The 21,919-nt window shown below is 65.7% G+C and carries 17 protein-coding genes, 2 tRNA genes and 1 pseudogene; 8 read left to right on the forward strand and 12 right to left on the reverse strand.

The genetic code is table 11. From position 1 onward, the window contains the following. Positions 1-133: 133 nt before the first annotated feature. The 5 genes from A5686_RS22790 to A5686_RS22810 are packed head-to-tail and all read right to left on the reverse strand — an operon-like array spanning position 134 to position 6,278. A complete protein-coding gene (locus A5686_RS22790) occupies positions 134-955 on the reverse strand; it encodes a CoA ester lyase (RefSeq protein WP_067938932.1) in 822 nt (273 codons plus the stop codon). After that, a complete protein-coding gene (locus tag A5686_RS22795; RefSeq protein ID WP_067938935.1) occupies positions 952-1,449 on the reverse strand; it encodes a MaoC family dehydratase in 498 nt (165 codons plus the stop codon). Before A5686_RS22795 ends, A5686_RS22790 begins: the two co-directional genes overlap by 4 nt. A 46-nt stretch (positions 1,450-1,495) precedes the next feature. Then, positions 1,496-2,662, reverse strand: a complete 1,167-nt coding sequence (locus A5686_RS22800; RefSeq protein ID WP_067938938.1) for an acyl-CoA dehydrogenase family protein — start codon at positions 2,660-2,662, stop codon at positions 1,496-1,498. Further along, on the reverse strand, positions 2,659-4,674 hold the full coding sequence (locus tag A5686_RS22805) for an acetyl/propionyl/methylcrotonyl-CoA carboxylase subunit alpha (protein WP_067939060.1): 2,016 nt from the start codon (positions 4,672-4,674) through the stop codon (positions 2,659-2,661). Before A5686_RS22805 ends, A5686_RS22800 begins: the two co-directional genes overlap by 4 nt. Positions 4,675-4,679: 5 nt before the next feature. Continuing rightward, the gene (locus A5686_RS22810) at positions 4,680-6,278 is read right to left on the reverse strand and encodes a carboxyl transferase domain-containing protein (RefSeq protein ID WP_067938941.1); all 1,599 of its coding nucleotides are present in this window, start codon (positions 6,276-6,278) and stop codon (positions 4,680-4,682) included. A 181-nt stretch (positions 6,279-6,459) separates the two neighbouring features. Here A5686_RS22810 and A5686_RS22815 point away from each other — a divergent pair, with 181 nt between their 5' ends. Next, entirely contained in the window at positions 6,460-7,116 is a 657-nt protein-coding gene (locus A5686_RS22815; RefSeq protein ID WP_067938944.1) for a TetR/AcrR family transcriptional regulator, read from the forward strand. A 63-nt stretch (positions 7,117-7,179) separates the two neighbouring features. Continuing rightward, positions 7,180-7,956 carry an MmpS family transport accessory protein gene (locus A5686_RS22820; protein ID WP_082947757.1) on the forward strand — a complete coding sequence of 259 codons (777 nt, stop codon included), beginning with the start codon at positions 7,180-7,182 and terminating at the stop codon, positions 7,954-7,956. A gap of 16 nt (positions 7,957-7,972) precedes the next feature. Here A5686_RS22820 and A5686_RS22825 read toward each other — a convergent pair whose 3' ends face one another. Further along, positions 7,973-9,325 carry an MFS transporter gene (locus A5686_RS22825; RefSeq protein WP_067938950.1) on the reverse strand — a complete coding sequence of 451 codons (1,353 nt, stop codon included), beginning with the start codon at positions 9,323-9,325 and terminating at the stop codon, positions 7,973-7,975. A gap of 68 nt (positions 9,326-9,393) precedes the next feature. On the opposite strand from A5686_RS22825, the gene cmrA reads away from it, so the two are divergent. Beyond that, on the forward strand, positions 9,394-10,200 hold the full coding sequence (gene cmrA / locus A5686_RS22830) for a mycolate reductase (protein ID WP_067938955.1): 807 nt from the start codon (positions 9,394-9,396) through the stop codon (positions 10,198-10,200). A gap of 3 nt (positions 10,201-10,203) precedes the next feature. Here the strand turns inward: cmrA and A5686_RS22835 are convergent, their stop codons facing one another. After that, positions 10,204-11,784: a helicase HerA-like domain-containing protein gene (locus tag A5686_RS22835; RefSeq protein ID WP_067938957.1), complete on the reverse strand. Its 1,581-nt coding sequence runs from the start codon at positions 11,782-11,784 to the stop codon at positions 10,204-10,206. A gap of 120 nt (positions 11,785-11,904) precedes the next feature. Between A5686_RS22835 and orn the strand changes: the two genes are divergently transcribed. From orn to A5686_RS22850, 3 genes are all read left to right on the forward strand, one after another. Then, complete coding sequence (orn, locus tag A5686_RS22840; protein WP_067938960.1) at positions 11,905-12,552, forward strand: oligoribonuclease; 648 nt, start codon at positions 11,905-11,907, stop codon at positions 12,550-12,552. Between the two features lie 55 nt (positions 12,553-12,607). Continuing rightward, a tRNA-His gene (locus A5686_RS22845) sits at positions 12,608-12,683 on the forward strand. Positions 12,684-13,129: 446 nt separating this feature from the next. Beyond that, positions 13,130-13,429, forward strand: a complete 300-nt coding sequence (locus A5686_RS22850; protein ID WP_067938962.1) for a hypothetical protein — start codon at positions 13,130-13,132, stop codon at positions 13,427-13,429. 202 nt (positions 13,430-13,631) lie between these two features. Here the strand turns inward: A5686_RS22850 and A5686_RS22855 are convergent, their stop codons facing one another. From A5686_RS22855 to A5686_RS22865, 3 genes are all read right to left on the reverse strand, one after another. After that, positions 13,632-14,828: an Ig-like domain-containing protein gene (locus A5686_RS22855; protein ID WP_067938965.1), complete on the reverse strand. Its 1,197-nt coding sequence runs from the start codon at positions 14,826-14,828 to the stop codon at positions 13,632-13,634. Positions 14,829-15,004: 176 nt separating this feature from the next. Further along, positions 15,005-15,907, reverse strand: coding sequence for a DMT family transporter (locus A5686_RS22860; protein WP_067939061.1), 903 nt, complete (start codon positions 15,905-15,907; stop codon positions 15,005-15,007). A 75-nt stretch (positions 15,908-15,982) separates the two neighbouring features. Then, positions 15,983-18,340, reverse strand: a complete 2,358-nt coding sequence (locus A5686_RS22865) for an MMPL family transporter (protein WP_067939062.1) — start codon at positions 18,338-18,340, stop codon at positions 15,983-15,985. A 208-nt stretch (positions 18,341-18,548) separates the two neighbouring features. Here A5686_RS22865 and A5686_RS22870 point away from each other — a divergent pair, with 208 nt between their 5' ends. Together A5686_RS22870 and A5686_RS22875 are read left to right on the forward strand one after the other, a co-directional pair. After that, positions 18,549-19,796 carry a GNAT family N-acetyltransferase gene (locus A5686_RS22870; protein WP_067938967.1) on the forward strand — a complete coding sequence of 416 codons (1,248 nt, stop codon included), beginning with the start codon at positions 18,549-18,551 and terminating at the stop codon, positions 19,794-19,796. Positions 19,797-20,007: 211 nt separating this feature from the next. Beyond that, positions 20,008-20,080, forward strand: a tRNA-Lys gene (locus tag A5686_RS22875). Positions 20,081-20,189: 109 nt separating this feature from the next. On the opposite strand, the pseudogene A5686_RS22880 reads toward A5686_RS22875, so the two are convergent. Both A5686_RS22880 and A5686_RS22885 read right to left on the reverse strand, forming a co-directional pair. After that, positions 20,190-20,727, reverse strand: a pseudogene (locus tag A5686_RS22880) (hypothetical protein); the annotation flags it as partial. 604 nt (positions 20,728-21,331) lie between these two features. Further along, positions 21,332-21,721 carry a heme-binding protein gene (locus A5686_RS22885; protein WP_067939065.1) on the reverse strand — a complete coding sequence of 130 codons (390 nt, stop codon included), beginning with the start codon at positions 21,719-21,721 and terminating at the stop codon, positions 21,332-21,334. Between the last annotated feature and the right edge of the window lie 198 nt (positions 21,722-21,919).

Here is a 21,919-nt window from a genome sequence, read left to right on the forward strand (position 1 = left end):
AAAGGCTTCGCTCGCCGCGACACTGACGTACTCACCATTATGCGCTCAAACCGGAAGAGACCGGGTTGATTGTGGTGTCGGCGCAGCGTGTCGCGCTTCAGTGCCCGGGCCCCGTTCGGTGCTTTGGCAGCCGTCACTCAGGGACGGTCTCACCCGCCCTGCGCAACGTCATTTGCGCGTGCTTGAGCACCGGCGAATCGACCATTTGCCCCTCGAAGGCGAAGACTCCGCGTTCGGACCGCGCGGCCGTCAGCACCCGGCGTGCCCAGTCCAGTCGCTCCTCACTAGGGCGATACGCCTCGCGGACTACCGGGATCTGGCTCGGGTGAATGCACACCGTTCCGCCGAAGCCCAGCGCGACGGCGTCCTCGGCCTCCGCCCGCAAGCCATCGAGATCCCGGATGTCCAGATGCACCGCGTCGAGCGCGACCCGCCCGAAGGTGGACGCCGCGAGCAAGGCCGTCGACCGCACGTGATGAGCGACGTCGCGGTAGGTGCCGTCGGCCTTGCGGCTGGAGCTACCTCCGAGAGTGGCCACCAGGTCCTCAGCGCCCCACATCAGCGCCACGGTGCCCGGTGCCGCCGCGATTTCGGTGGCGAACACCGCACCCCGCGGCGTCTCCAGCAGCGCGATCACCTCAAGTGGCGCGAGCGCTGTCACCTGCGCGGCGGATTCGGCCTTGGACAGCATCACCGTCGTGTACGCGGTGCCGGCCAGGGCTTCGAGATCGAGAGCGTATTCCGCCGTGGCGGCCGCGTTGAGCCGTACTGCGGTGCGCTCGGGGTCAAGCGGCGTATCCCGCAGCGCGTTGCGCGCCGCTGGCTTGTCCGCCTCGGCCACGCCGTCCTCGAGGTCGAGGATCACAACATCGGCGGCGGCGGCGGCCTTGGCGAAACGCTCGGGGCGGTCGGCCGGGCAGAACAGCCATCCGGGACCGGCGGTTTGCAGGTTCACGTGGTCTCCTGGTCGCTTGGGCGCTTCTGCACCAGCGTGGTGCGCACCGCGCGCGCGACGACGTCGCCGTGCTGGTTGCGTCCCGTGTGCTCGAGGGTGACGATGCCTTCGCCGGGCCGACTCTTCGATTCGCGCCTGCCCGTGCACACCGTCTCCGCGTACAGGGTGTCGCCATGAAAGACGGGCTTGGGGAAGGACACCTCGGAGAAGCCGAGGTTGGCCACGATCGTGCCGAGCGTTAACTGCGACACCGAGAGCCCGACCAGGGTGGAGAGGGTGAACATGGAGTTCACCAGTCGCTCACCCCGAAAGCCGGGCTGTTCGGCGGCCCAGGCCGCGTCGAGGTGCAGCGACTGGGTGTTCATGGTGAGCGTGGTGAACAACACGTTGTCGGCCTCGGTGATCGTTCTGCCGGGCCGGTGCAGATACGTGGTGCCGATCTCGAATTCCTCGAACCACAAGCCGCGCTGAACAATTGACTTGGCATCCGTCATGAGCGACGCTCCCCATCGCTGCGCTCTGCATCGTCGCCGGCGCGCGTCACGACAGCCCCAGCGATCGCGCGATGAGCATCAACTGCACTTCGGTGGTTCCTTCACCGATCTCGAGGATCTTGCTGTCGCGGTAATGCCGCGCCACCGGATATTCGTTCATGAAGCCGTAGCCACCGTGGATCTGCGTCGCATCGCGGGCATTGTCCATCGCCGCTTCTGAGGCGATCATCTTCGCGATTGCCGCCTCCTTCTTGAAGGGCTTGCCCGCCAACATCTTTGCCGCCGCATCATAGTATGCGGTGCGCGCCACATGGGCACGCGCCTCCATCCGTGCGATCTTGAAGCTAATCGACTGGTAGGCGCCGATCGGCTGGCCGAAAGCCTGGCGTTCCTTGGCGTACTTGACGCTTTCGTCGACGCAGCCCTGCGCCGCCCCGGTCGCCAGCGCGGCAATCGCGATGCGGCCCTCGTCCAGTATCGACAGGAAACCCGCGTAGCCGCTGCCTCGGGCACCCAACAGGTTCTCCTCCGGGACGCGGACGTCGTCGAAGCTCAACGGGTGGGTATCCGACGCGTTCCAGCCGACCTTGCTGTACACCGGTTCCACGGTGAATCCCGGTGTGCCATTCGGCACGATGATCGAGGAGATCTCTTTTTTGCCGTTCGCGTTGGTTCCAGTGACGGCGGTGACGGTGACCAGGGAGGTGATTTCGGTGCCGGAGTTGGTGATGAATTGCTTGCTGCCGTTGATCACCCAGTCGCCGTTGTCGAGCCGTGCCGTGGTGCGGGTGCCTCCGGCGTCCGAGCCGGCCCCGGATTCGGTGAGTCCGAAGCCGGCGAGGGCGCGGCCGGCGGTCAAGTCGGGCAGCCACTTCTGCTTTTGCTCTTCGGTGCCGAACCGGTAGATGGGCATCGCGCCGAGGCTGGCTCCGGCCTCCAGAGTGATCGCCACCGATTGGTCGACCTTGCCCAGTTCCTCCAGTGCGAGCGAAAGGGCGAAGTAGTCACCGCCCATGCCGCCGTACTCCTCGGGGAACGGCAAGCCGAACAGGCCCATCTCGCCCATCTTGGCGACAACTTCGTACGGGAAGCTGTGCTCCTCATCGTGTTTGGCCGACACCGGCGCAACCACGGTGCGCGCGAACTCGGCGACAGTGTCACGGAGATCTTCGTATTCCTTGGGCAATGTCCCCGCGGTGATGGATGTGGTCATGATGCGTCCTTACTCGAATCAGCTGCCGCGCTGGACTCTTCGGGCACCAGTCGGGCCAGCACCTGGTCCACCGTCACCTGGTCACCCACGGAGACCAGTACTTGCACCTGTCCGGAGACCGGCGCGGCAAGCGAATGTTCCATTTTCATCGCCTCGACGACGACTACCACGTCGCCCTCGGAAACGTCGGTGCCCGAGGTCGCCTGAACCGCGATCACGCTGCCGGGCATCGGACTGACGATCTCGGCCCGCTGCGCGCCCGCGGCGCGGTGGATTTTGTTTTCCTCGGCTTCCCGCAGGTGCCAGGTTCCTCGCTCGTCGGCGATCCACAGATGGCGGTCGGCTTCGGCCCAGCTATAGGTCCGCCGCACACCGTCCAGCGTCATGCTCAGCCGCGCCGGTTCGAGTTGCCCTGCGGCGAAACGGGGTTCACCCTCGCCGACCTGCACCGTGGCCGCCTCGGGCATCCCCCACACCGACACCGTCTCACTGCGCAGCGGGGTACGCATGTCGGTGCGGACCGGTGCCGGGCTACCGCCGACGCGCCATCCGGTCGGCTCCGCCCAGGGGTTGCCCCCGAAGCGGCGAGCGCGGGAAGCCAGGGCCGATTGCCGATAGAGGCCGGCGGCCGCGAGCACGTCGTCGGGAGCCGGCAGCGGAGCGAAGTCCGCCACGCGTTCGTCCAGCAGAGCGGTGTCCAGATCGCCGGCCTGCACCCGCCCGTCGGCGAGCAGAAATCGGAGGAATTCGATGTTTGTCTGAACGCCCAGGATCACGGTGCGGCTCAACGCCCGGTCGAGTTTCGCCAGCGCCTCGCCGCGGTCGGCCCCGTAAGCGATCACCTTGCTCAGCATCGGGTCGTAGTCGCTGCCCACCAGCGTGCCCGCCAACAACGAGGAGTCGACCCGCACACCGTCACCGGACGGCTCGGAAACATGCAGCACCGGTCCACCGGTCGGTAGGAATCCCCGCGCCGGATCCTCGGCGTAAACCCGGGCCTCGACGGCGTGTCCGCGCAATTCGATGTCGTCCTGGGCGAACGCCAGCTTCTCGCCGGCGGCCACTCGCAGCTGCCACTCGACCAGGTCCAGCCCGGTGACCGCCTCGGTGACCGGATGCTCAACCTGCAGGCGGGTATTCATCTCCATGAAGAAGAACTCGTCGGGCCGGGCCGCGGAGACGATGAACTCGACCGTGCCCGCGCCGACGTAATCAACGCTGCGCGCGGTGTCGCAGGCGGCCGCCCCGATGCGCGCCCGCGTCGCCTCGTCAAGCAACGGCGAAGGCGCCTCCTCGATCACCTTTTGATGGCGGCGCTGCAGGCTGCACTCACGCTCGCCGAGGTGCACGATGTTGCCGTGCGTGTCGGCGATCACCTGCACCTCGATGTGCCTGGGCCGCAGCACGAATCGTTCCAGAAACAATGTGTCGTCGCCGAACGACGAAGCGGCCTCGCGCCGCGCCCCCACCAGCGCCTCGCCCAACCTGCCCGGTTCTTCCACCAACCGCATGCCCTTGCCGCCGCCGCCCGCCGAAGGCTTGATCAGCACCGGGTAGCCGACCTCGTCTGCGGCCGCGACCAGTTCGTCGTCGCTCAGCCCCGGCCTTGCGACACCGGGTACCACCGGCACATCGAAGGCGGCGACCGCGTTCTTGGCGGTGATCTTGTCGCCCATCACCTCGATCGCACGAGCCGGCGGCCCGAGGAACGCGACTCCGGCTCGCTCACAGGCGGCGGCGAAATCGGCGTTCTCGGAAAGGAATCCGTACCCAGGATGGATCGCTTGGGATCCGGTGCGCACGGCCGCCTCGACGACCTTGTCGATGTTGAGATAACTCTCGCGTGCCGCGGCGGGTCCCAGCCGCACCGCTTCGTCGGCTTCGAGCACGTGCCGCGCACCGTCGTCGGGATCGCTGTAGACGGCGACCGAGCGGATGCCCAGCCGGCGCAGGGTTCGGATCACCCGCACCGCGATCTCGCCGCGGTTGGCCACTAGAACGGTCTCGAACACTGCACTCACATCCGGAAGACGCCGTAGGAGACCGGCTCCAGCGGTGCTTGAGCGCACACCGAGAGAGCCAGCCCGACAAAGGTTCTGGTGTCAGCGGGGTCGATGATCCCGTCGTCCCACAGCCGCGCCGTGGAGTAATAAGGATTGCCCTGATTTTCGTATTGTTCGCGAATGGGAGCCTTGAACGCCTCTTCCTCGTCGGCCGACCATGGTTTGCCGGCGCCGGCAAGTTGCTCGGCGCGCACGGTGGCCAGCACCGACGCGGCCTGTTCGCCGCCCATCACCGAGATGCGGGCGTTCGGCCACATCCACAGGAATCGTGGCGAATACGCCCGGCCGCACATCGAATAGTTTCCCGCCCCATAGGAGCCGCCGATCACGACGGTCAGTTTGGGCACCCGCGCGCAGGCGACGGCGGTGACCATCTTGGCGCCATGTTTGGCGATGCCGCCGGCCTCGTAGTCGCGGCCCACCATGAAGCCGGCGATGTTCTGTAAGAACAGCAACGGTATTTTGCGCTTGTCGCACAACTCGATGAAATGTGCTCCCTTCAAGGCGGATTCGCTGAAGAGAACGCCGTTGTTGGCGACGATTCCCACTGGGTGGCCGTGAATATGCGCGAACGCGGTCACCAGCGTCTTGCCGTAATTGGCCTTGAATTCGCTGAATTCGCCGCCGTCGACCAGTCGCACGATGACCTCGTGCACGTCGTAGGGCACCCGCGGGTCCGGCGGCACCACGTCGTAGAGCTGCGTCTGAGCGCACGTGGGCGGGAGCGGGGACCGCACGTCCCAAGGGCTGGGCTCGCGCGGGCCGAAGGTTTCCGCGATCGCGCGGACGATCCGCAGGGCGTGCTCGTCGTCTTCGGCAAGGTGGTCGGTGACGCCGGAAACCCGGGAGTGCAGGTCGCCGCCGCCGAGTTCCTCGGCCGACACGACCTCTCCGGTCGCGGCCTTGACCAAGGGCGGACCACCCAAGAAGATCGTGCCCTGCTCGCGAACTATGACGGCCTCATCGCTCATCGCCGGCACGTAGGCGCCGCCGGCCGTGCACGAACCGAGCACCGCCGCAACTTGCGGAATCTCCTTGGCGCTCATGGTCGCCTGGTTGTAGAAGATGCGGCCGAAATGTTCGCGGTCGGGGAAGACCTCGTCCTGCCGCGGCAGAAACGCGCCCCCGGAGTCCACCAGGTAGATGCAGGGCAGCCGATTCTGCAGCGCCACCTCTTGGGCGCGCAGATGTTTTTTGACCGTCATGGGGTAGTAGGTACCGCCCTTGACCGTCGCGTCGTTGGCGACGATCACGCACTCGCGGTCCGACACGCGGCCGATGCCGGTGATGATCCCTGCTCCCGGAGACTCATCGTCGTACATACCGTCCGCGGCCAGCGGTGAGAGTTCCAGAAACGGGCTACCGGGGTCGAGTAGGCGGTCCACGCGTTCGCGGGGCAGCAACTTGCCCCGGCTGACGTGACGTTCCCGTGCACGCTCGTTTCCGCCCAACGCGGCCGCCGCCAGCTTGGCGTTCAGCTCAGCCACCAGCCGACGGTGCTCATCGGCGAACGACGCCCCGGTTGAGACGGGCGAGGTCACCACGTTGTCCATGGCCGCAGCAGCCTCCTTGCCGTCGTGCGGTCGGATTTTGAGTTAATGTCCATTAACTCAAGGGCTGAGAATACCATCGCCGCCGTTGCCGGTCCAGGCAGGACCGCCCTCGTGACGAGCGCGAGTTAATCGCGAATAACTCATGCTAGGTTAGGGCCAATTGACCAAACGGAGGTCCGTCATGACAGCGTCCGCCTCCGAGGGCCGGGCCAGTCCCGCTGACGCTCCAAATCGCCGGCGCCAGTTGAAGTCCGACCGTCGTTTACAACTGCTGTCCGCCGCCGAGCGGCTGTTTGCTGAACGCGGTTTCCTGGCGGTGCGGCTGGAAGACATCGGTGCCGCCGCCGGGGTGAGCGGTCCGGCCATCTATCGCCATTTCCCGAACAAGGAGTCGCTGCTGGTCGAGTTGCTGGTGGGCATCAGCACCCGCCTGCTCGCCGGTGCCCGGCAGGTACGGACCCACAGCACCGATGCGGCCGCCGCACTGGACGGGCTGATCGATTTTCATCTGGACTTCGTGTTCAACGAACCCGACCTCATTCGCATCCAGGATCGTGACCTCGCGTACTTACCCCAGGCCGCCGAACGGCAGGTGCGCAAATCCCAGCGTCAATATGTCGAGGTCTGGGTGGGAGTGCTGCGGGAACTCAACCCCGACCTGGCCGAGGCCGACGCCCGGCTGACCGCGCACGCCGTATTCGGCCTGCTGAATTCGACGCCGCACAGCATGAAGCCCCTCGACACTTCGCGGAGCAAATCCGTCGGCGCGGCGAGGGCGCGCACCGTGATGCGGGCCATGACCGTGGCCGCGCTCGCGGCCGGAAATCAACGCCCCTGAGCTCCCCGTCCTAGCTGACGCAGGCCTGTAACACCGAGTCCAGGTACCCTTGCAAGCCATGAGGTGGACATGAACGATTCACGTCCTACCGAGCGCTTTCCTACATCGCCGGGGCCACAGCAGCCGAGGTATTCGCCCTCCGCTGATCCCGCGTACGCCGACCAGACGCCCTACGCGCAGAGCTACGGCGGGACGACGTCGCCGTGGGCGCCCACCCCGAACGAGACGAACACGACCAAGCCGCTGCCGGCGTACTGGCAGCAAGACCTACCTCCGTCGGGCGACGCACCGAGGGGCATGGTTCCCCCGCCACCCGTCGCCCCGAGACCGTCGTCGCGATGGGTGTGGATCGGCGCAGGCGCGGCGGTGTTGCTGGTCGTCGCCTTGGTGATAGCGCTGGTGCTGGCGAACGACGCGATCAAGACCCAGACCGCCGTCCCCCCGTTGCCGGCGATGCCGGAGCCGAGCACGGAGGCCCCGACGACGTCGACGCACAGGTCACCGTCGTTCATTCCGGCCCCGATACCGCCGACCAGCGGGCCCAATTTGCCGCCCGAGACCACCGGGCAGGTCGTGATGCAAGACGTCGTCTACACCGTCTCGGGTGAGGGTCGCGCGATCAGCATCATGTACATCGATACCGGCGGGCTCATCCAGACCGAATTCAACGTCGCGCTGCCGTGGAGCAAGGAGGTCAGCCTGTCGAAATCGGCTGCCCACCCGGCCAACGTCACGATTGTCAACATCGGCCACAGCGTCACCTGCACGCTCACCATCGACGGGGTTCAGATCAGCAAACGCGTCGGCGGTGGTTTGACGGTCTGCGACGCCCGCGGCTAGGCGTTGTTCGGGCCGCCTATGACGGCTCGGCCGCGGGTTCGGCCACCGTGGTGGCGCGCAGCGGAACCCGGACGGCCAGCATCGCCAGCAGTCCGGCAATCAGCACCAGCAAAATGCCGCCCAGGCCGGCGCGCACGGCGCCGAAGACGTCGACGAATACCGAGAACAGCCACGGTGCCACGAACGCCACCGCCCGCCCGGTCATGGTGTAGAGACCGAACGCGACCCCTTCCCTGCCGTGCTTGGCCATCTGCAGCAGCAAAGCGCGCGACGACGATTGCGACGGCCCGATGAACATGCACAACACCAGCCCACACACCCAGAAGGCCACCGATCCGGACAGCGCCATCAGGGTCAGCCCCAGGACGACGATCGCGAACAGTGACGCCACGATGACGGGCTTTGACCCGACGCGGTGATCGACGAACCCACCCAGCACCGCGCCCACCGCCGCGATCACACTGGCCGCCACCCCGAAGATCAGCACGTTGGCCTGCGAGATGCCGTACACGTTCACGCCGAGCACGGCACCAAACGCGAAGATCGCCGAAAGCCCGTCCCGGAAGAGCGCGCTGGCGAACAGGAAGTAGACCAGGTTGCGATCGCGCCGCCACTCCGCGGCGACTTCCGTCCACAACTTGCGATAGCCACCCAGCATGCTGGTCGGCCGGCGGCCCTCCGACGACTCGGTAAGCCGGTGCGCGACGAACAACAAGGGCAACGCCAGCACCGCGAACCAGAGCGCGGCCACCACCATCGCCTCGCGGACATATAGCCCGTCCCGCAACGGAACTCGCAGCAGGCCGCGTGTCGCCGTGGGCCCGGTGCCGGATCCGGAGATGAAGCCCGTGTAGATCACCAGCAGCAGCAGGACGCTCCCGACATAACCCGCTGCCCAGCCGAATCCGGATATTCGCCCCGCCGTCTGCGGCGTCGAGAGCTGCCGCAGCATGGCGTTGTACGGGACGCTGGCCAGATCGCCGCAGGCCGCGGTCGCTCCAAGCAGCACCAGACCCGCCCACAGGTAGCCGGGATGCTCGCGGATAAAGAACATCAAGCTGGTCAGCGTCACCGCCGCAGCCGTCAGCACACTCAACGCCACCCGCCTACGGTGGGGCGACTCCACCCACACGCCGACGGCGGGCGCGAGCACGGCGACGGTCAGGCCGGCGATGGCCGCCGCGCGGCCCAGCCAGCTCGCCGGCGTCGTGGCACCCGATATGCCGGCCCCTACGCTGCTGGTCAGGTAGACGGAGAAGACGAAGGTCGCCACGATCGCGTTCAGGCCGGTCGAGCCGCAGTCCCACAGGGCCCACGCCACCACACGCGATCGCGCGGGGGTGGCGGAACGCGACTCCTGCCGGCTCATGTCCGGCACTCTATCGGCGCTCGCGATCGCCTGCGGGTCCCGTTTGGACCGCTGTCTACCATTGGCCCATGCCGCTACCCGCTCCAAGCCCCGAGGCGCGCGCCGTCGTCAGCGGAGCTTCGCAGAACATCGGTGAAGCGCTCGCCACCGAACTCGCCGCTCGCGGACACAACCTGATCGTCACGGCGCGCCGCGAAGACCTGCTCAAGGACCTGGCCGCTCGCCTGACCGACAAGTACGGCGTCACCGTCGACGTGCGCCCCGCCGACCTGGCCGATCCGGGCGAACGCGCGAAACTGTGCGACGAGCTGGCGGCCCGACCCATCTCGATCCTGTGCGCCAATGCGGGCACCGCGACCTTCGGTCCGGTCGCCACGCTCAATCCGGCTGGCGAAAAGGCCCAGCTGCAGCTGAATGTCCTTGGGGTGCACGATCTCACATTGGCCGTGCTGCCGGGAATGGTGGAGCGTGGGTCTGGCGGGATACTGATTTCCGGTTCGGCGGCGGGCAATTCGCCGATCCCGTACAACGCGACGTACGCGGCCACCAAGGCCTTCGCGAACACCTTCAGCGAATCCCTGCGCGGCGAGCTGCGCAAATCCGGAGTCAATGTGACGCTGCTGGCGCCGGGCCCGGTACGCACCGACCTGCCCGACGACACCGAGGCCTCGATCGTCGAGCGACTGGTGCCGGATTTTTTATGGATCTCGACCGAGCACACCGCCCGGGTGTCGCTGGATGCGTTGGCACACAACAAGATGCGAGTCGTTCCGGGCCTGACGTCCAAGGCGATGTCGGTGGCCAGCGGGTACGGTCCGCGCGCCATCGTGGCGCCCATCGTGGGCGCGTTCTACAAGAAGCTCGGCGGCGGGTAGGCGCTATTTCCGGCGGCGGCCGGAACCGAAGATGCCCTTCACTGCTTCGCGTATCGCGGTGTTGATCCCGCTTTTCACGGTCGGGTTCTGCAAGACTTCCTCCCACATGGACGGCCCCTTCGAGCCCTTGGGCTCCGCCGGCTCCGGCATCGGCGGGACTGGCTCGTTCGGCGGCACCGGGGGGTATTCGGACCGGGTTTGCGGTGGCTGCGGTGCGGATTGGGTCTGCGAATCCTGCGGGACGGATTGAGGCTGCGCGGGCTGGGACAGCGTCTGACCGTACTTCGCCTGCAGCGGACTGTTTTTCGCCGCGCCGCCGATCGCATCGTTGCCGATCGACGCCATCAGCGAGCGGGGTACCCGCATGCGCGTCCACGCGACCGGCGTCGGCGCGCCTTTCTCGGACAACACGGTGACCACCGCCTCACCGATTCCCAGCGACGTCAACGCCGACTCCAGGTCGTAGACATCGGTTTTCGGGTAGGTGCGGACGGTCTTGCTGAGCGCCTTTTGGTCGTCGGGCGTGAACGCCCGCAACGCGTGCTGAATCCGCGCACCCAGCTGGGAGAGGATGTCGTTGGGAATGTCGGTGGGCAGCTGGGTGCAGAAGAACACCCCGACGCCCTTCGAGCGGATCAGCTTCACGGTCTGCTCGACCTGCTCGAGGAACGCCTTGGACGCGTCGGCGAACAACAGGTGCGCCTCGTCGAAGAAGAAGACCAGTTTCGGCTTGTCCACATCGCCGACCTCGTCCAGTTGGGTGTACAGGTCGGCGAGCAGCCACATCAGGAAGGTGGAGAAGATGACGGGACGCACCGACTGGCCGCTGAACTCCAGCAGCGAGATGATGCCCTGGCCCTGGTCGTTGAGGCGCAGCAGATCGTTCGGGTCGAGCTTGGGTTCGCCGAAGAAGGTGTCGCCGCCCTCGGCATCGAGATTCACCAGTGCGCGCAGGATGACGCCCGCCGTGGTGGCCGACACGCCGCCCAGGGATTTCAGGTCTTCCTTGCCCGCGTCGCTGGTCAGGTAGCCGATGGCGCCGCGTAGATCGTCCGTGGTGACCAGGCGACGGTTTTGATCCTTTGCCCAATGGAAGATCAGCCCCAGCGTCGACTCTTGAGTAGCGTTAAGCCCCAGCACTTTTGACAGCAGGACCGGCCCGAAACTGTCGACGGTCGCTCGGATCGGCACACCGATTCCCTTGGTGCCCAACGACAAGAACTCGACCGGAAACCCAGTCGGCTCCCAGTTGTCGCCGGTGTCCTTGGCGCGTGCGGCGGTCTTGTCGTTACCTTCGCCCGGCCTGGCCAACCCGGACAGGTCGCCCTTCACGTCGGCCATCAGGACGGGGACACCCGCGGCGCTGAGCTGTTCGGCGATCAGTTGCAGCGTCTTGGTCTTGCCGGTTCCGGTAGCCCCGGCCACCAGGCCGTGCCTGTTGATGGTGGCCAGCGGAATGCGGATCTGCGCCGCCGGATCGGCGTCGCCGTCGATCACGACCGTGCCCAATTCCAGAGCCTGGCCGTCGACCGCGTAGCCGTCGGCGATCCGCGTCGCGGCCGTGGCCGCAGAATCGGTGCTCATCGTGCTGCGCCTCTCTTCTCCGATGATTCGGCATGCAGTTCGACAACGCTCACCCTACGTCTCCACCTCATCCGGGGGCGAGGTCCGGCACGGGCGTCACCGGCGCCTAGTCTGAGCGCTGTGCGAGACGAATTGGTGTGGATCGACTGCGAGATGACCGGACTCGACCTGGGTTCGGACAAGCTGATTGAGATCGCGGCGCTGGTGACCGACGCCGATCTGAACGTTCTCGGCGACGGAGTCGACGTGGTGATCCACGCCGACGACGCCGCGCTGGCGGCGATGGGCGACGTGGTCAGCGAAATGCATGCGCGCTCTGGGCTGACCGACGAGGTGCGGGCATCCACCGTCGACCTGGCGACCGCCGAGGCGATGGTGCTGGATTACATCGGCGAACACGTCAAACAACCCAAGACGGCGCCGCTGGCCGGCAACTCCATTGCCACCGACCGCGCCTTCATCACGCGCGACATGCCCGCGCTGGATTCGTTCTTGCACTACCGCATGATCGATGTGAGCTCGATCAAAGAACTGTGCCGGCGCTGGTATCCGCGGATCTACTTCGGGCAGCCGGTCAAGGGGCTTTCCCACCGCGCACTGGCCGACATCCACGAGTCCATTCGCGAGTTGCAGTTCTATCGGCGGACCGCGTTCGTTGCGCCGCCGGGGCCGTCTACCAGCGAAATCGAGGCGGTGGTCGCCGCCCTTGACGGCGGAAAAGACGCACCGGGGACAAACGATTCGGCCAGCGCGCCACCGACCGGCTAGTATCGACGTCGCCGCTCGTTGACCATCGTCGTGCGAAGGTCGGCTTGCGGCCGTGGTGGGTGTAGTTCAGTTGGTAGAGCGTCAGGTTGTGATCCTGAATGTCGCGGGTTCGAGTCCCGTCACTCACCCCACTGGGTCAGGGAGCGTCGCCGCTTCCTGACCTCTTGTTTTCCGACCACTTGCGACGCTACTGCGACACTGAGCGCCAAGGGAGCTCCGGTGAAGAGTGCCGCAATGAGGCGCTTGGGCGTATGACCGCCGGTTCTTGTGTGCCGCCGTTAGCGGCGTGATCTATCAGAACCCGGCAGAGCTATAGTCGCAGCCCACGATTGAGCGACCGCGGAATTCTTTACCATCGACATTTGAGCCGATTCGGCGTTGGATCGTTCAGGGTCGGCTCGTCGCGTATCGCGTTAAGCCACGCTCATTCCGGTTGGATCACGATTCGATCGTGAAGCTCGCAGGCCCAAGCGGCAGTGCGGCGTAGCGAACGACCGCGAAACGATCGCGCACCACGACGGGCCCGCGGAACACAATGGAACCATCAGTGACGGGTCCTACCTGGCGGGAGCAATCCATGAGCGGTGAAGAGGAACAGCTAGCACTCGCGGTGTGGGACGCAATCGCGGACATACTCAACCGGGTCGTCCACGAGCTACCCGAACCGGGCCGCGACGAAATACAGCGCACTGCCAGTGCACTTCGAGACGATGCCGTTAAGTTGCTGTGGTCGCGCGGATCAAAATCGCCGCTGTATCCGTTCGCCCGAGAGATGGCGTTTGCCGTTCTCGACTGGTGGAATGACCCGTCGCACGAAAACTTCGTCAACTTGGAGCGCGCAAGCAAGGCGTACGAAACGGCCCGGCTCGGGCGTTAGGACGACAGCCTGTTTGTTATGGCGCTGGCGCGCTGACTCCTGCTGCTGAGCGCGGGACTCGCACGTGAACCGTTGTGGTGCTAGTCCAGTAGCAGGCCTGTAAGCGTTTCTGCCATGCGCTGGCTGACCCGCCCCTTAAAGAGGCCCACAGGCGGGCGCCCCACTGCCCGAGGACGGCCCAGAAGCTGCACTGACCGGTCCGTCAGGTGTTGGCGTTGCCCGCTTTCCACTGCGCCCAGGGGATGTTCCAGTCGCCCAGGCCCTCGATGCCCGGCAAGGTCGACCCGACCGTATGCACCACCTCGACGACGTCGCCACTCTTGCTGTGTTCGTAGAACCACTCGGCGTTGCTCGGGCTCACGTTGAGGCATCCGTGGCTGGTATTGGTGTGGCCCTGGGCGCCCACCGACCACGGCGCCGAGTGCACGAAGACGCCGCTGTAGGACATCTGTGTGGCCCAGTCGACTTCGGTGCGATATCCGTTGGGCGAGTTGACCGGAACACCATAGGTCGATGAGTCCATGATGATGTGCTTGAACCGCGCGCCAATGATGTAGATCCCGTTGGCCGTCGGGGTGCTGTCTTTGCCCATCGACGTCGGCATGGTCCTGACGACGTCACCGTTGACCCGCACGGTCACCGTCTTGGTGGTGTCGTCGGCCGTCGAGATCACCTCGTCGCCGATGGTGAAGTGCGTCTTTACGTTGTCCTCGCCGAACATCCCATCGCCCAGATCCACCCCGTAGGTGTTAACCGCCACATCGACGGTGGTCCCCGACTTCCAGAAACGCTCTGGGCGCCAACGAACTTCACGGTTGTTCAGCCAATAGAACGCGCCCTCCACCGGAGGGTTGGTGGTGATGGTGATGGCTTTTTGGGCCGCCGCCCGGTTCGCGATGTTCTCGTCGAAGCGGATCGCCACCGGCTGACCGATGCCTACTACGTCGCCGTCGGACGGATTTACGTAGGGCATGGTCAGGTGCGCGGGTGAACTGGTCTCGAACGTCATTTGTTTGTTGGCCGCCCCGCCCAGGCCGGTCGCCTTGACGTTCAGCGTGTAGCGCCGGTTGTAGCCCAGCTGCTCGGTGGTCGACCAACGCAGGCCGTCGGGGCTCAACTGCCCACTGATCGACTTGCCGTTCTCGTTGACCATGGTGACCGATGCGAGCACGCCATCGGCGACGGTCACCGTCACCGGCGCGTCCACCGTCACACCGACGGCGCCGTCGGTCACCGAGGCGGTGAGTTTTGGGACCAGCAAGTCGGCCAGGGGCGTGCCCTTGTCGAAGATGACCTTCGGCGGCGCCGCCGCGTGGTCGCCGTTGCAGGCGCCAGCGAACACAGCAATCGGAACGATCGCGGCCACCAGCCACGATCGTGATCTCCGCAAACGCGCCATCAGTGACCTTCCGCCCGATTCTCTAGTTGGTCACCGCTGACCAGCGAGGTAGCTGCAGGCATTCTAATGGCTTTTGCCGACACTCCCGTGCGCAAGCGAGCCGGGGCAGCCGATCGGTGTCGCCACCGCAATGAATTCGTCATTCTGGCGAGGTCCAGAGCCCGCCAGGCACCCTATTACACCGGCGAGCCGGCCCCGTCGTGCAGCTGCGCCTCGACCCGGTCGCGGGTGCTGACGGCCTCGAGGCGAGCCAGTTTGACGATGGCCGCGGTCATCACCAGCGCCGCCACCACCAGGGCGATCGTTCCGGCGCGACCCGTGTTCAGCGTCTCGCCGAGAACGACGACGCCGAGCACGGCGGCCACCACCGGCTGTGACATCTGCAGGGTCGGCATCGACGCGGTCAACGGACCCGCCCGAAACGCCGACTGACTCCACGCCACGCCACCCAGCGCCACCAGAATGCAGGCGTACAGCTCCGGGGTCCGGGTCACCGCGCCCGCTCCGTCGCCGAGCCGGGCGACGACCTCTTTGGCGAGCACCGCGAAGACGCCCCACAATGCCCCCGACGCGAAGGCGAACAGCGCCGCGGCGGCGGCGCCGCCCCATATCCGGCCGACGATCACGCAGCCGACCAACAGCGGCCCGAGCACAGCGGCCACCGCGGCCCAGGTTCGCAGCGAGGCACCCGTATGCCCGGCCTGAGGGTTGCCGACGGTTACGAATACGATCACCGCCGCGGTCAACAAAGCGGCCCATACCCATTCGCCCCCGGTCACGGTGCGGTGCAAGAACCTGGCGTTGATCGGCAGCGCGAACAGCACCGAAGACATCAGCAGTGCCTGCACCAATAGCACCGAGCCCTCACCAAGCGCCGCGGCCTGTAGCGCGATGCTTGCCACGAGCAGCAGTGCGCCCCACCACCACCGTTGATTGCGAAGCAGGCCGGCGAACAATTCGACGGAGCCGACCGCTCGGTCCGCGACGCAGTGCGCCGCGCGCTGCTGCAGGACGTCGCCGAGCGCGATGCACAGCGCAGAACTCAGAGCCAGCAATGCGGCGATATTCACTTGGGCCATAAGGGTTTCTCCGTCGATGTCCGGCAGCGCGGGCGTCATTTCTGCGAAAGTCCTTGCCCTACCAGGCTCCTCGTATCAGCTACGACCGGACGCGGCTCTGGTTGGCCACCTTCTGATCATTGACTGCGGCACCTCGGGGGCATCGCGGGCCCAGCGGCCGCGCCCGACCGCGACCTCGCCGCCCTCGCCGGTCATGGGCCGGTTCCGCAACGACACCAACCACCGGGGAGCCCACCATGTCCAGTGGCCGAGGAAGTGGATGAAGGACGGCACCAGAACCATCCGCACCAAGGTGGCGTCGACGAGCACACCGAGCGTCAGACCCAAGCCCAGCATTCGCATGAAGGACACATGCGCGGGGATCAGCGCGGCAAAGGAAATCGACATCACCAGCGCGGCGGTGGTGACGACCCGGCCGATGCCGGCGATGCCCAGCGCGGTGCTCTCGTCGGTGGCGTGGCGTGCCTCGGCCGGCGTCGGCGGGGTCTCACGAATGGCTTGCGAGGCCAGCCAGTACTCGTGAATGCGCGAGACCAGGAACACCTCATAATCCATAGCCAGCCCAAAAGCGATGCAGAACAACAACACTGGAATGTTCGCGTTCAACGTCCCATTGGGAGTGGTGCCCAGGGCGCCCAGATGCCCATCCTGGAATATCCACACCATCGCGCCGAATGCGGCCGTCAATGACAGGACGTTGCACACCAGTGCCTGCAGCGGCAGCACCGCGCTGCCGGTGAGCAAGAACAGCAGCGCGAACGTGATGATCGCGATCAGCCCGAACACCAGTGGCAGTCGATTGGTGATCGCGTCGACGCTGTCGCGGTTGATCTGTGCCAGTCCGGTCATCTCCACCGACCGCCCCGCCGGCCCGCCGACCTGATGCAGCCGGTCTAGCTGTGTGTTCGAGGCCCGCGAATACAGTGGCGCCGTGCTGCCCACGGTGAGAAATGCGCTGCCGTTGGCCATGCCGGTGGCGGCGGCGGGCGCCCCGACCCGATTCCCCGCCACGAATGTCCCAATCGGTGCGCTGACCGCGGACACGTCGGGCACCCGGGACAGCTCAGCGGCGTAGCGCTGCAGCTCGCCGGCGCTCAACCCGCGGGCGTCGGGAACCACCACGGACACCGAGGTCCCCAACCCGTTAGCGAAGTCGTTGTCCAGCATGTCAGCGACCTGGCGCGCCGACGCCGAGCGCGGTAGCACCCGCTCGTCGGGAAAACCCCACTTCACGCCCAGAAAAGGCGCCCCAAGTAACAACAGCAGCGCGACGACGCTCAAGCCGACCGGCATCGCCCGGCGCAGGACGAACTTGGTCGACCGGTACCAGAACTGCGACACCAGTGGCTGGTGAGCCGGATCGCGGAATGACCGCTGCCCGTGCAGGATGCGATGCATCGCGCGACGGGCGTCCATCGTGTTCAGTCGGGGCCCCAGCAGCACGATGGCGGCCGGGGTCACCACCACGGCCGCGATCGCGACGATGACCGCGGTGGCCACGATGGTGTAGGCCGACGATTTCAGGAAGTACATCGGGAACAGCGCCATCACCGCCATCGACAAGCCAACGGTGGTGGCGGAAAACAGCACGGTCCGCCCGGCGGTGGCCATGGTGCGATACAACGCCCGGTCGCGATCCTCGGTGCGCGCCAACTCCTCGCGATAGCGAGTGATGATCAGCAGGTTGTAGTCAATGGCCAGGGCAAGGCCCATCGCGATGCTGAGGTCCAGCGCGTACGTCGACACATCGGTGGCCAAGCTGATCAGCCGTAACACCGACATGGTGCACGCTATAGCCAATGCGCCCAGGACAATCGGCAGCGTCGCCGCCACCACTCCGCCGAGCACCCACACCAACACCGCGAAACTCAGTGGAATCGCGATGGACTCCATGAGCAGCAGGTCACGCTGGTTCTGGTCGTTGATCTGCGCATACGCAACCGCCATCCCGCCGGCGCGCACGGTGACGCCGTCCCGGTCATGCACCAGGTCCTTCGTCAGCGTGCTGGCGTATTTCTGCGCGTCGTTTTCCCCGCCTTTGAGGCCGGCCACGATCATTGCGGACTTCTCGTCCTTGCTCACCAGTGGGGCCGCAGCCGCAGGCGGCGACGTCCACGCCGACGAAACGTTGAGCACCCACGGCGAACGTTTGAGCTGGTCGACGATGTCAATGCCGACCCGACGTGCCTGATCACCGCGGGCGCCGGTGGGCGCGGTCACCACGATCAACATCTGCTGATCGGTCTGGTTGAACTTGTCCCGAAGGGTGTCGCTCGCCCGCGAAGACTCGGCGGTGGGGTCCTGGAACCCACCGCCGGAAAGCTTGTTGACCACGGGCAGCCCGAAGATCGCGCTCCCCAGCAGCACCAGCACGCCAACCGCGATGATGCGGCGCGGCGCGGCGATGGCAAGCCGGGTGATTACTCGCAGCATGCCGTATCGCCTACCCGAAACCGCGCGCGTTGACCCGCCCAGCTGCGAATTGCTCACATCAGCCCGGGGTGGCGGCGGCGTCCTGTCGATCTGCCGATGGAGGTTTGACGCTCGGGCACCGGGGTATCGAATGTAAAAGCACACTCGGTACCTGGATTTGGTGTGCGCAGTGCCGGTTTGCCTGGGTTACATGCAGATTGGATGTGCGATGGACGACACGGACGACACGGACGACGGCACCAATATTCGGCATCCCACCGAAGCGGACTGGCAGGCGGTCTTCGAGAATCAGGCCCGGACTTTCGGCGATCCGGTGGGCCCGGAAGATCTTGAAGCGTGGAAACGCCGAGTCAGCCTCGATGACATCCTGATCGCCGAGGATCTCTCCGATCCGGAGCATTCGAATTTGGTGGGCACGTCCATCATCTATCCCTCGCAGCTCACCGTGCCGGGCGGTGCCCACTTGCGGGTCGCGTGGCTGACGATGATCGCCGTTGCGTCAACGCATCAGGGCAAGGGGCTGTGGGCCCAGCTCAGCGCCCAGGGACTCGGAATCCTGTTGGACCGTGGTTATCCCGTCGTTTGCGGCGTTCCGACACAGACGGCGATGTACGACGGCTTCGGCGCCGGTGTGTCGAGTTACAGCCGCACCTACTCCATTGACCGCCGCTTCGCGAAGTTGCGCGGCGCGCCGAGTCACCTTCGGGCGCGTGAGGTCAACGCCGCCGAGGCGCGACGAAACGTTCCCGAGATCTACGAACGATGGTGTGCCGCAACCAATGGCGCGATATCCCGCAATGGTGCGTGGTGGGCCGACTACATGGACGACCGAGCGACCCAGCGCGGCAACGGATCTGCGCTACATTACACCATCCATCCCGACGGCTTTTTGACTTACCGGGTGGTCGGCTCACACCAGCATGCGTTCCGTCCACCGCTTGGCACGGTGGTCGTCGAGGACTTCTGCCCCATCACCGACGAGGCGCACACCGAGCTACTGCAGACGTTGCTGGTATTGGAGATGTTCTATCGCATAGAGATCGACGTGCCACCGGATGACCCGCTGCCCCTCAAACTCGTCGACCAACGCGCGGCTGAAACGACGGGCGTGAGCGACTTCCTGTGGGTGCGTATCAACGACGTGCCCGAAACGCTCGGAGCACGTACCTACGCCGCCGATGCCGACATCGTGCTGGAAGTCACCGACCCGCTCAACCTGGCGGGAGGGCGCTTTCAGTTGCAGACCCGCGACGGCGTCGGAAAATGCACGCCCCATGACGGGTCGGCAGACATCAAGATCGGTCTGGCCGACCTGGCCAGCATCTACATGGGGGCGCATCGGGCTTCCCAGCTCGCCCGCGCCAACCGCATCACCGAAGTGCGCCAGGGAGCGCTGGGCGAGCTGGACGCCGCCTTCATGGCCGAGCGGGCACCGTACACCGGCACCGTGTTGTGAGGCCACAAAACACCCTGTGCCGCAGCGCCTTTCGCCGCCCCCGGTATCGCGGCATGAGAAGTCGACGGCAGCCGGTCGATGGTTGGCCGCGGCACGCGGGGACGTCTACGGGCCTGTTCAGCTTCGGGCGGCTATCCTGGAAGAAGGTCTGGATTTCACTCCGTGGCGCAACGCCTGTTATTGTCGCCTACGCGGTCTCGGCCGACCACAAGCGCCGTTAGCTCAGTTGGTAGAGCAGCTGACTCTTAATCAGCGGGTCCGGGGTTCGAAACCCTGACGGCGCACTTCAAAGCCTATTTCCCGGGGGGGTCACCCTCCCGGTGGGGCGTTGATGCGTTGCTCATTGCAGCGTCGCCCACCCCTGGGCCGGCCTTGGCGACGGCGTGGAACCGTTCAGTGCTGCCTGTTCCGCAGTTCCTCGAACGGTCCCGATCGGGCCAGGATCAGCCGCTGACTACCAGCACCCACGCGGGGAAGGCCATCGCGATCCACATGCTCGGTCGCCGGCGATCAGCAGCCCCACCCCCACCAGGTAGCTGATCGCGACCAGCCAGCGGGGCATCAGGCCAGTCCTCAGCCAGATGGTGGCCAGCGACAGCATGAACACCGCCGCCATCCGGATCGCGTAGGTCTTGGTCGCCGCCAATACGACAAATCTGCCGAGGTCGATCACGCCGGCTCGCGCAGGCGAGTCGATCGCGCCCGTATTTGTGGCCACCAGTCCGGCGACCACTGGGGCCGCAACGAATGTCATCGCGAGAAATAGCGGTCCGCTGCCCAAGAACACCGAGGCCAAAAATCGGTCCTCGAAGCGTCCAAGCCCGTCGCGCACGACACCGATGAACCAAAGGAAGCTGATCCCCGCGGACGGCATCAGTGCCGTCGCGGTTACGAGGCTGCTGTGCTGGGTGCTGAGCCATCTAGTCGAATCCTGGGCGGCCCTGTTGTCATATCTGGTCGGGGTGGTGATCGTAGCGATGACAATCAACTTGGTCATCGAGATGAGCCAGCGCACCGGCTGAGAGTCGCATCGATGTCAGCGGACGCCATGCGCACCCGCACTTCTAAAAGCAGGTGCTGACGTGGATTCGCCGGCCGCCTCCGACGCAAACGCCTGCTCGTGGCGGTGGTGGCGGGGGCGGGGGTGGAAAGTCTTGCGGTAGCGGCGCATAGGCGTCCGGCGGCGGGGCAAACGTGTTGACAGTATCGGCTAGGTTGGCGCACCCGCTAACGGAAACACGCCTGCCGACACCCGCGCAGACGTCGGCTTCCGCCACCCCGGAAGGCTCCACGGCGGCCCATATCTCTGGAATAGCAGTCAGGGCCAATATCGCTATCCCTGCGGTCGTCCAAGACCGCTTCCACAAGTTCATAGTGATCTCCTTTCCATCACGGCTGGGTTCTTCGGGCTGGCACGCGCACCGAGGGCCCTAGCGGATTCCACTGCGACACAGGACTATTGGGCCGATTGGTGCAGCATTTGCGCTCGGTAGCCGATTTAAATTCGAACATGACCAGGTTTCGCGCTACATCGTTCAGGGAGTGGTGGCCTGCCCAATCAACGGAGTCCACTGGCAACGCTGCCGAATATCAGTTATCGGTTGACGGATTCCCTCCAGGTCGGCCTCTTCTTGTGGGTTGGCCTTGAAGTAGCTCTGCACCTGGTCCTGGATTTGATCTTTCGGCTGGTCTTGAAGGCCGGTGTAGAACCCGTTTACGTCCGGGTGAGTGAGTAGGTAGGTCGAGAGGGCTGCGGCAACACCAGCCGCGACACTGGCCACGTTCGCAGCTGTGCAGTCCGGCGGGCGAGGCGGCGCGTCGGCCGCGGCGCTCGCCGCGTTAGCAAACAACAGGGTGCCGGTAACCGCGCCAGCGCCGATCGCGCCGACCACCATCCGATGCGGAATGATTCCTGGGACCAACATGGCTGACTCCTCCGTTCTGCTACTGAACCTGGCCGGAGCCCGGTGGCGGTCGTTGCGCACGTTCAGCTAACCACAGCTGATACCGCGCCACTGCGATATCGCGAATGGATTAAGAAAATTTCGTCGCATTGGAAACGGGTACGTCGGCCAAGATCACGGCGTAGCGTCGCGTCCACCGGAATAGCGAATGGAGAAGGA

This window comes from Mycobacterium sp. E2479, from assembly GCF_001667925.1.
GTDB lineage: Bacteria > Actinomycetota > Actinomycetes > Mycobacteriales > Mycobacteriaceae > Mycobacterium.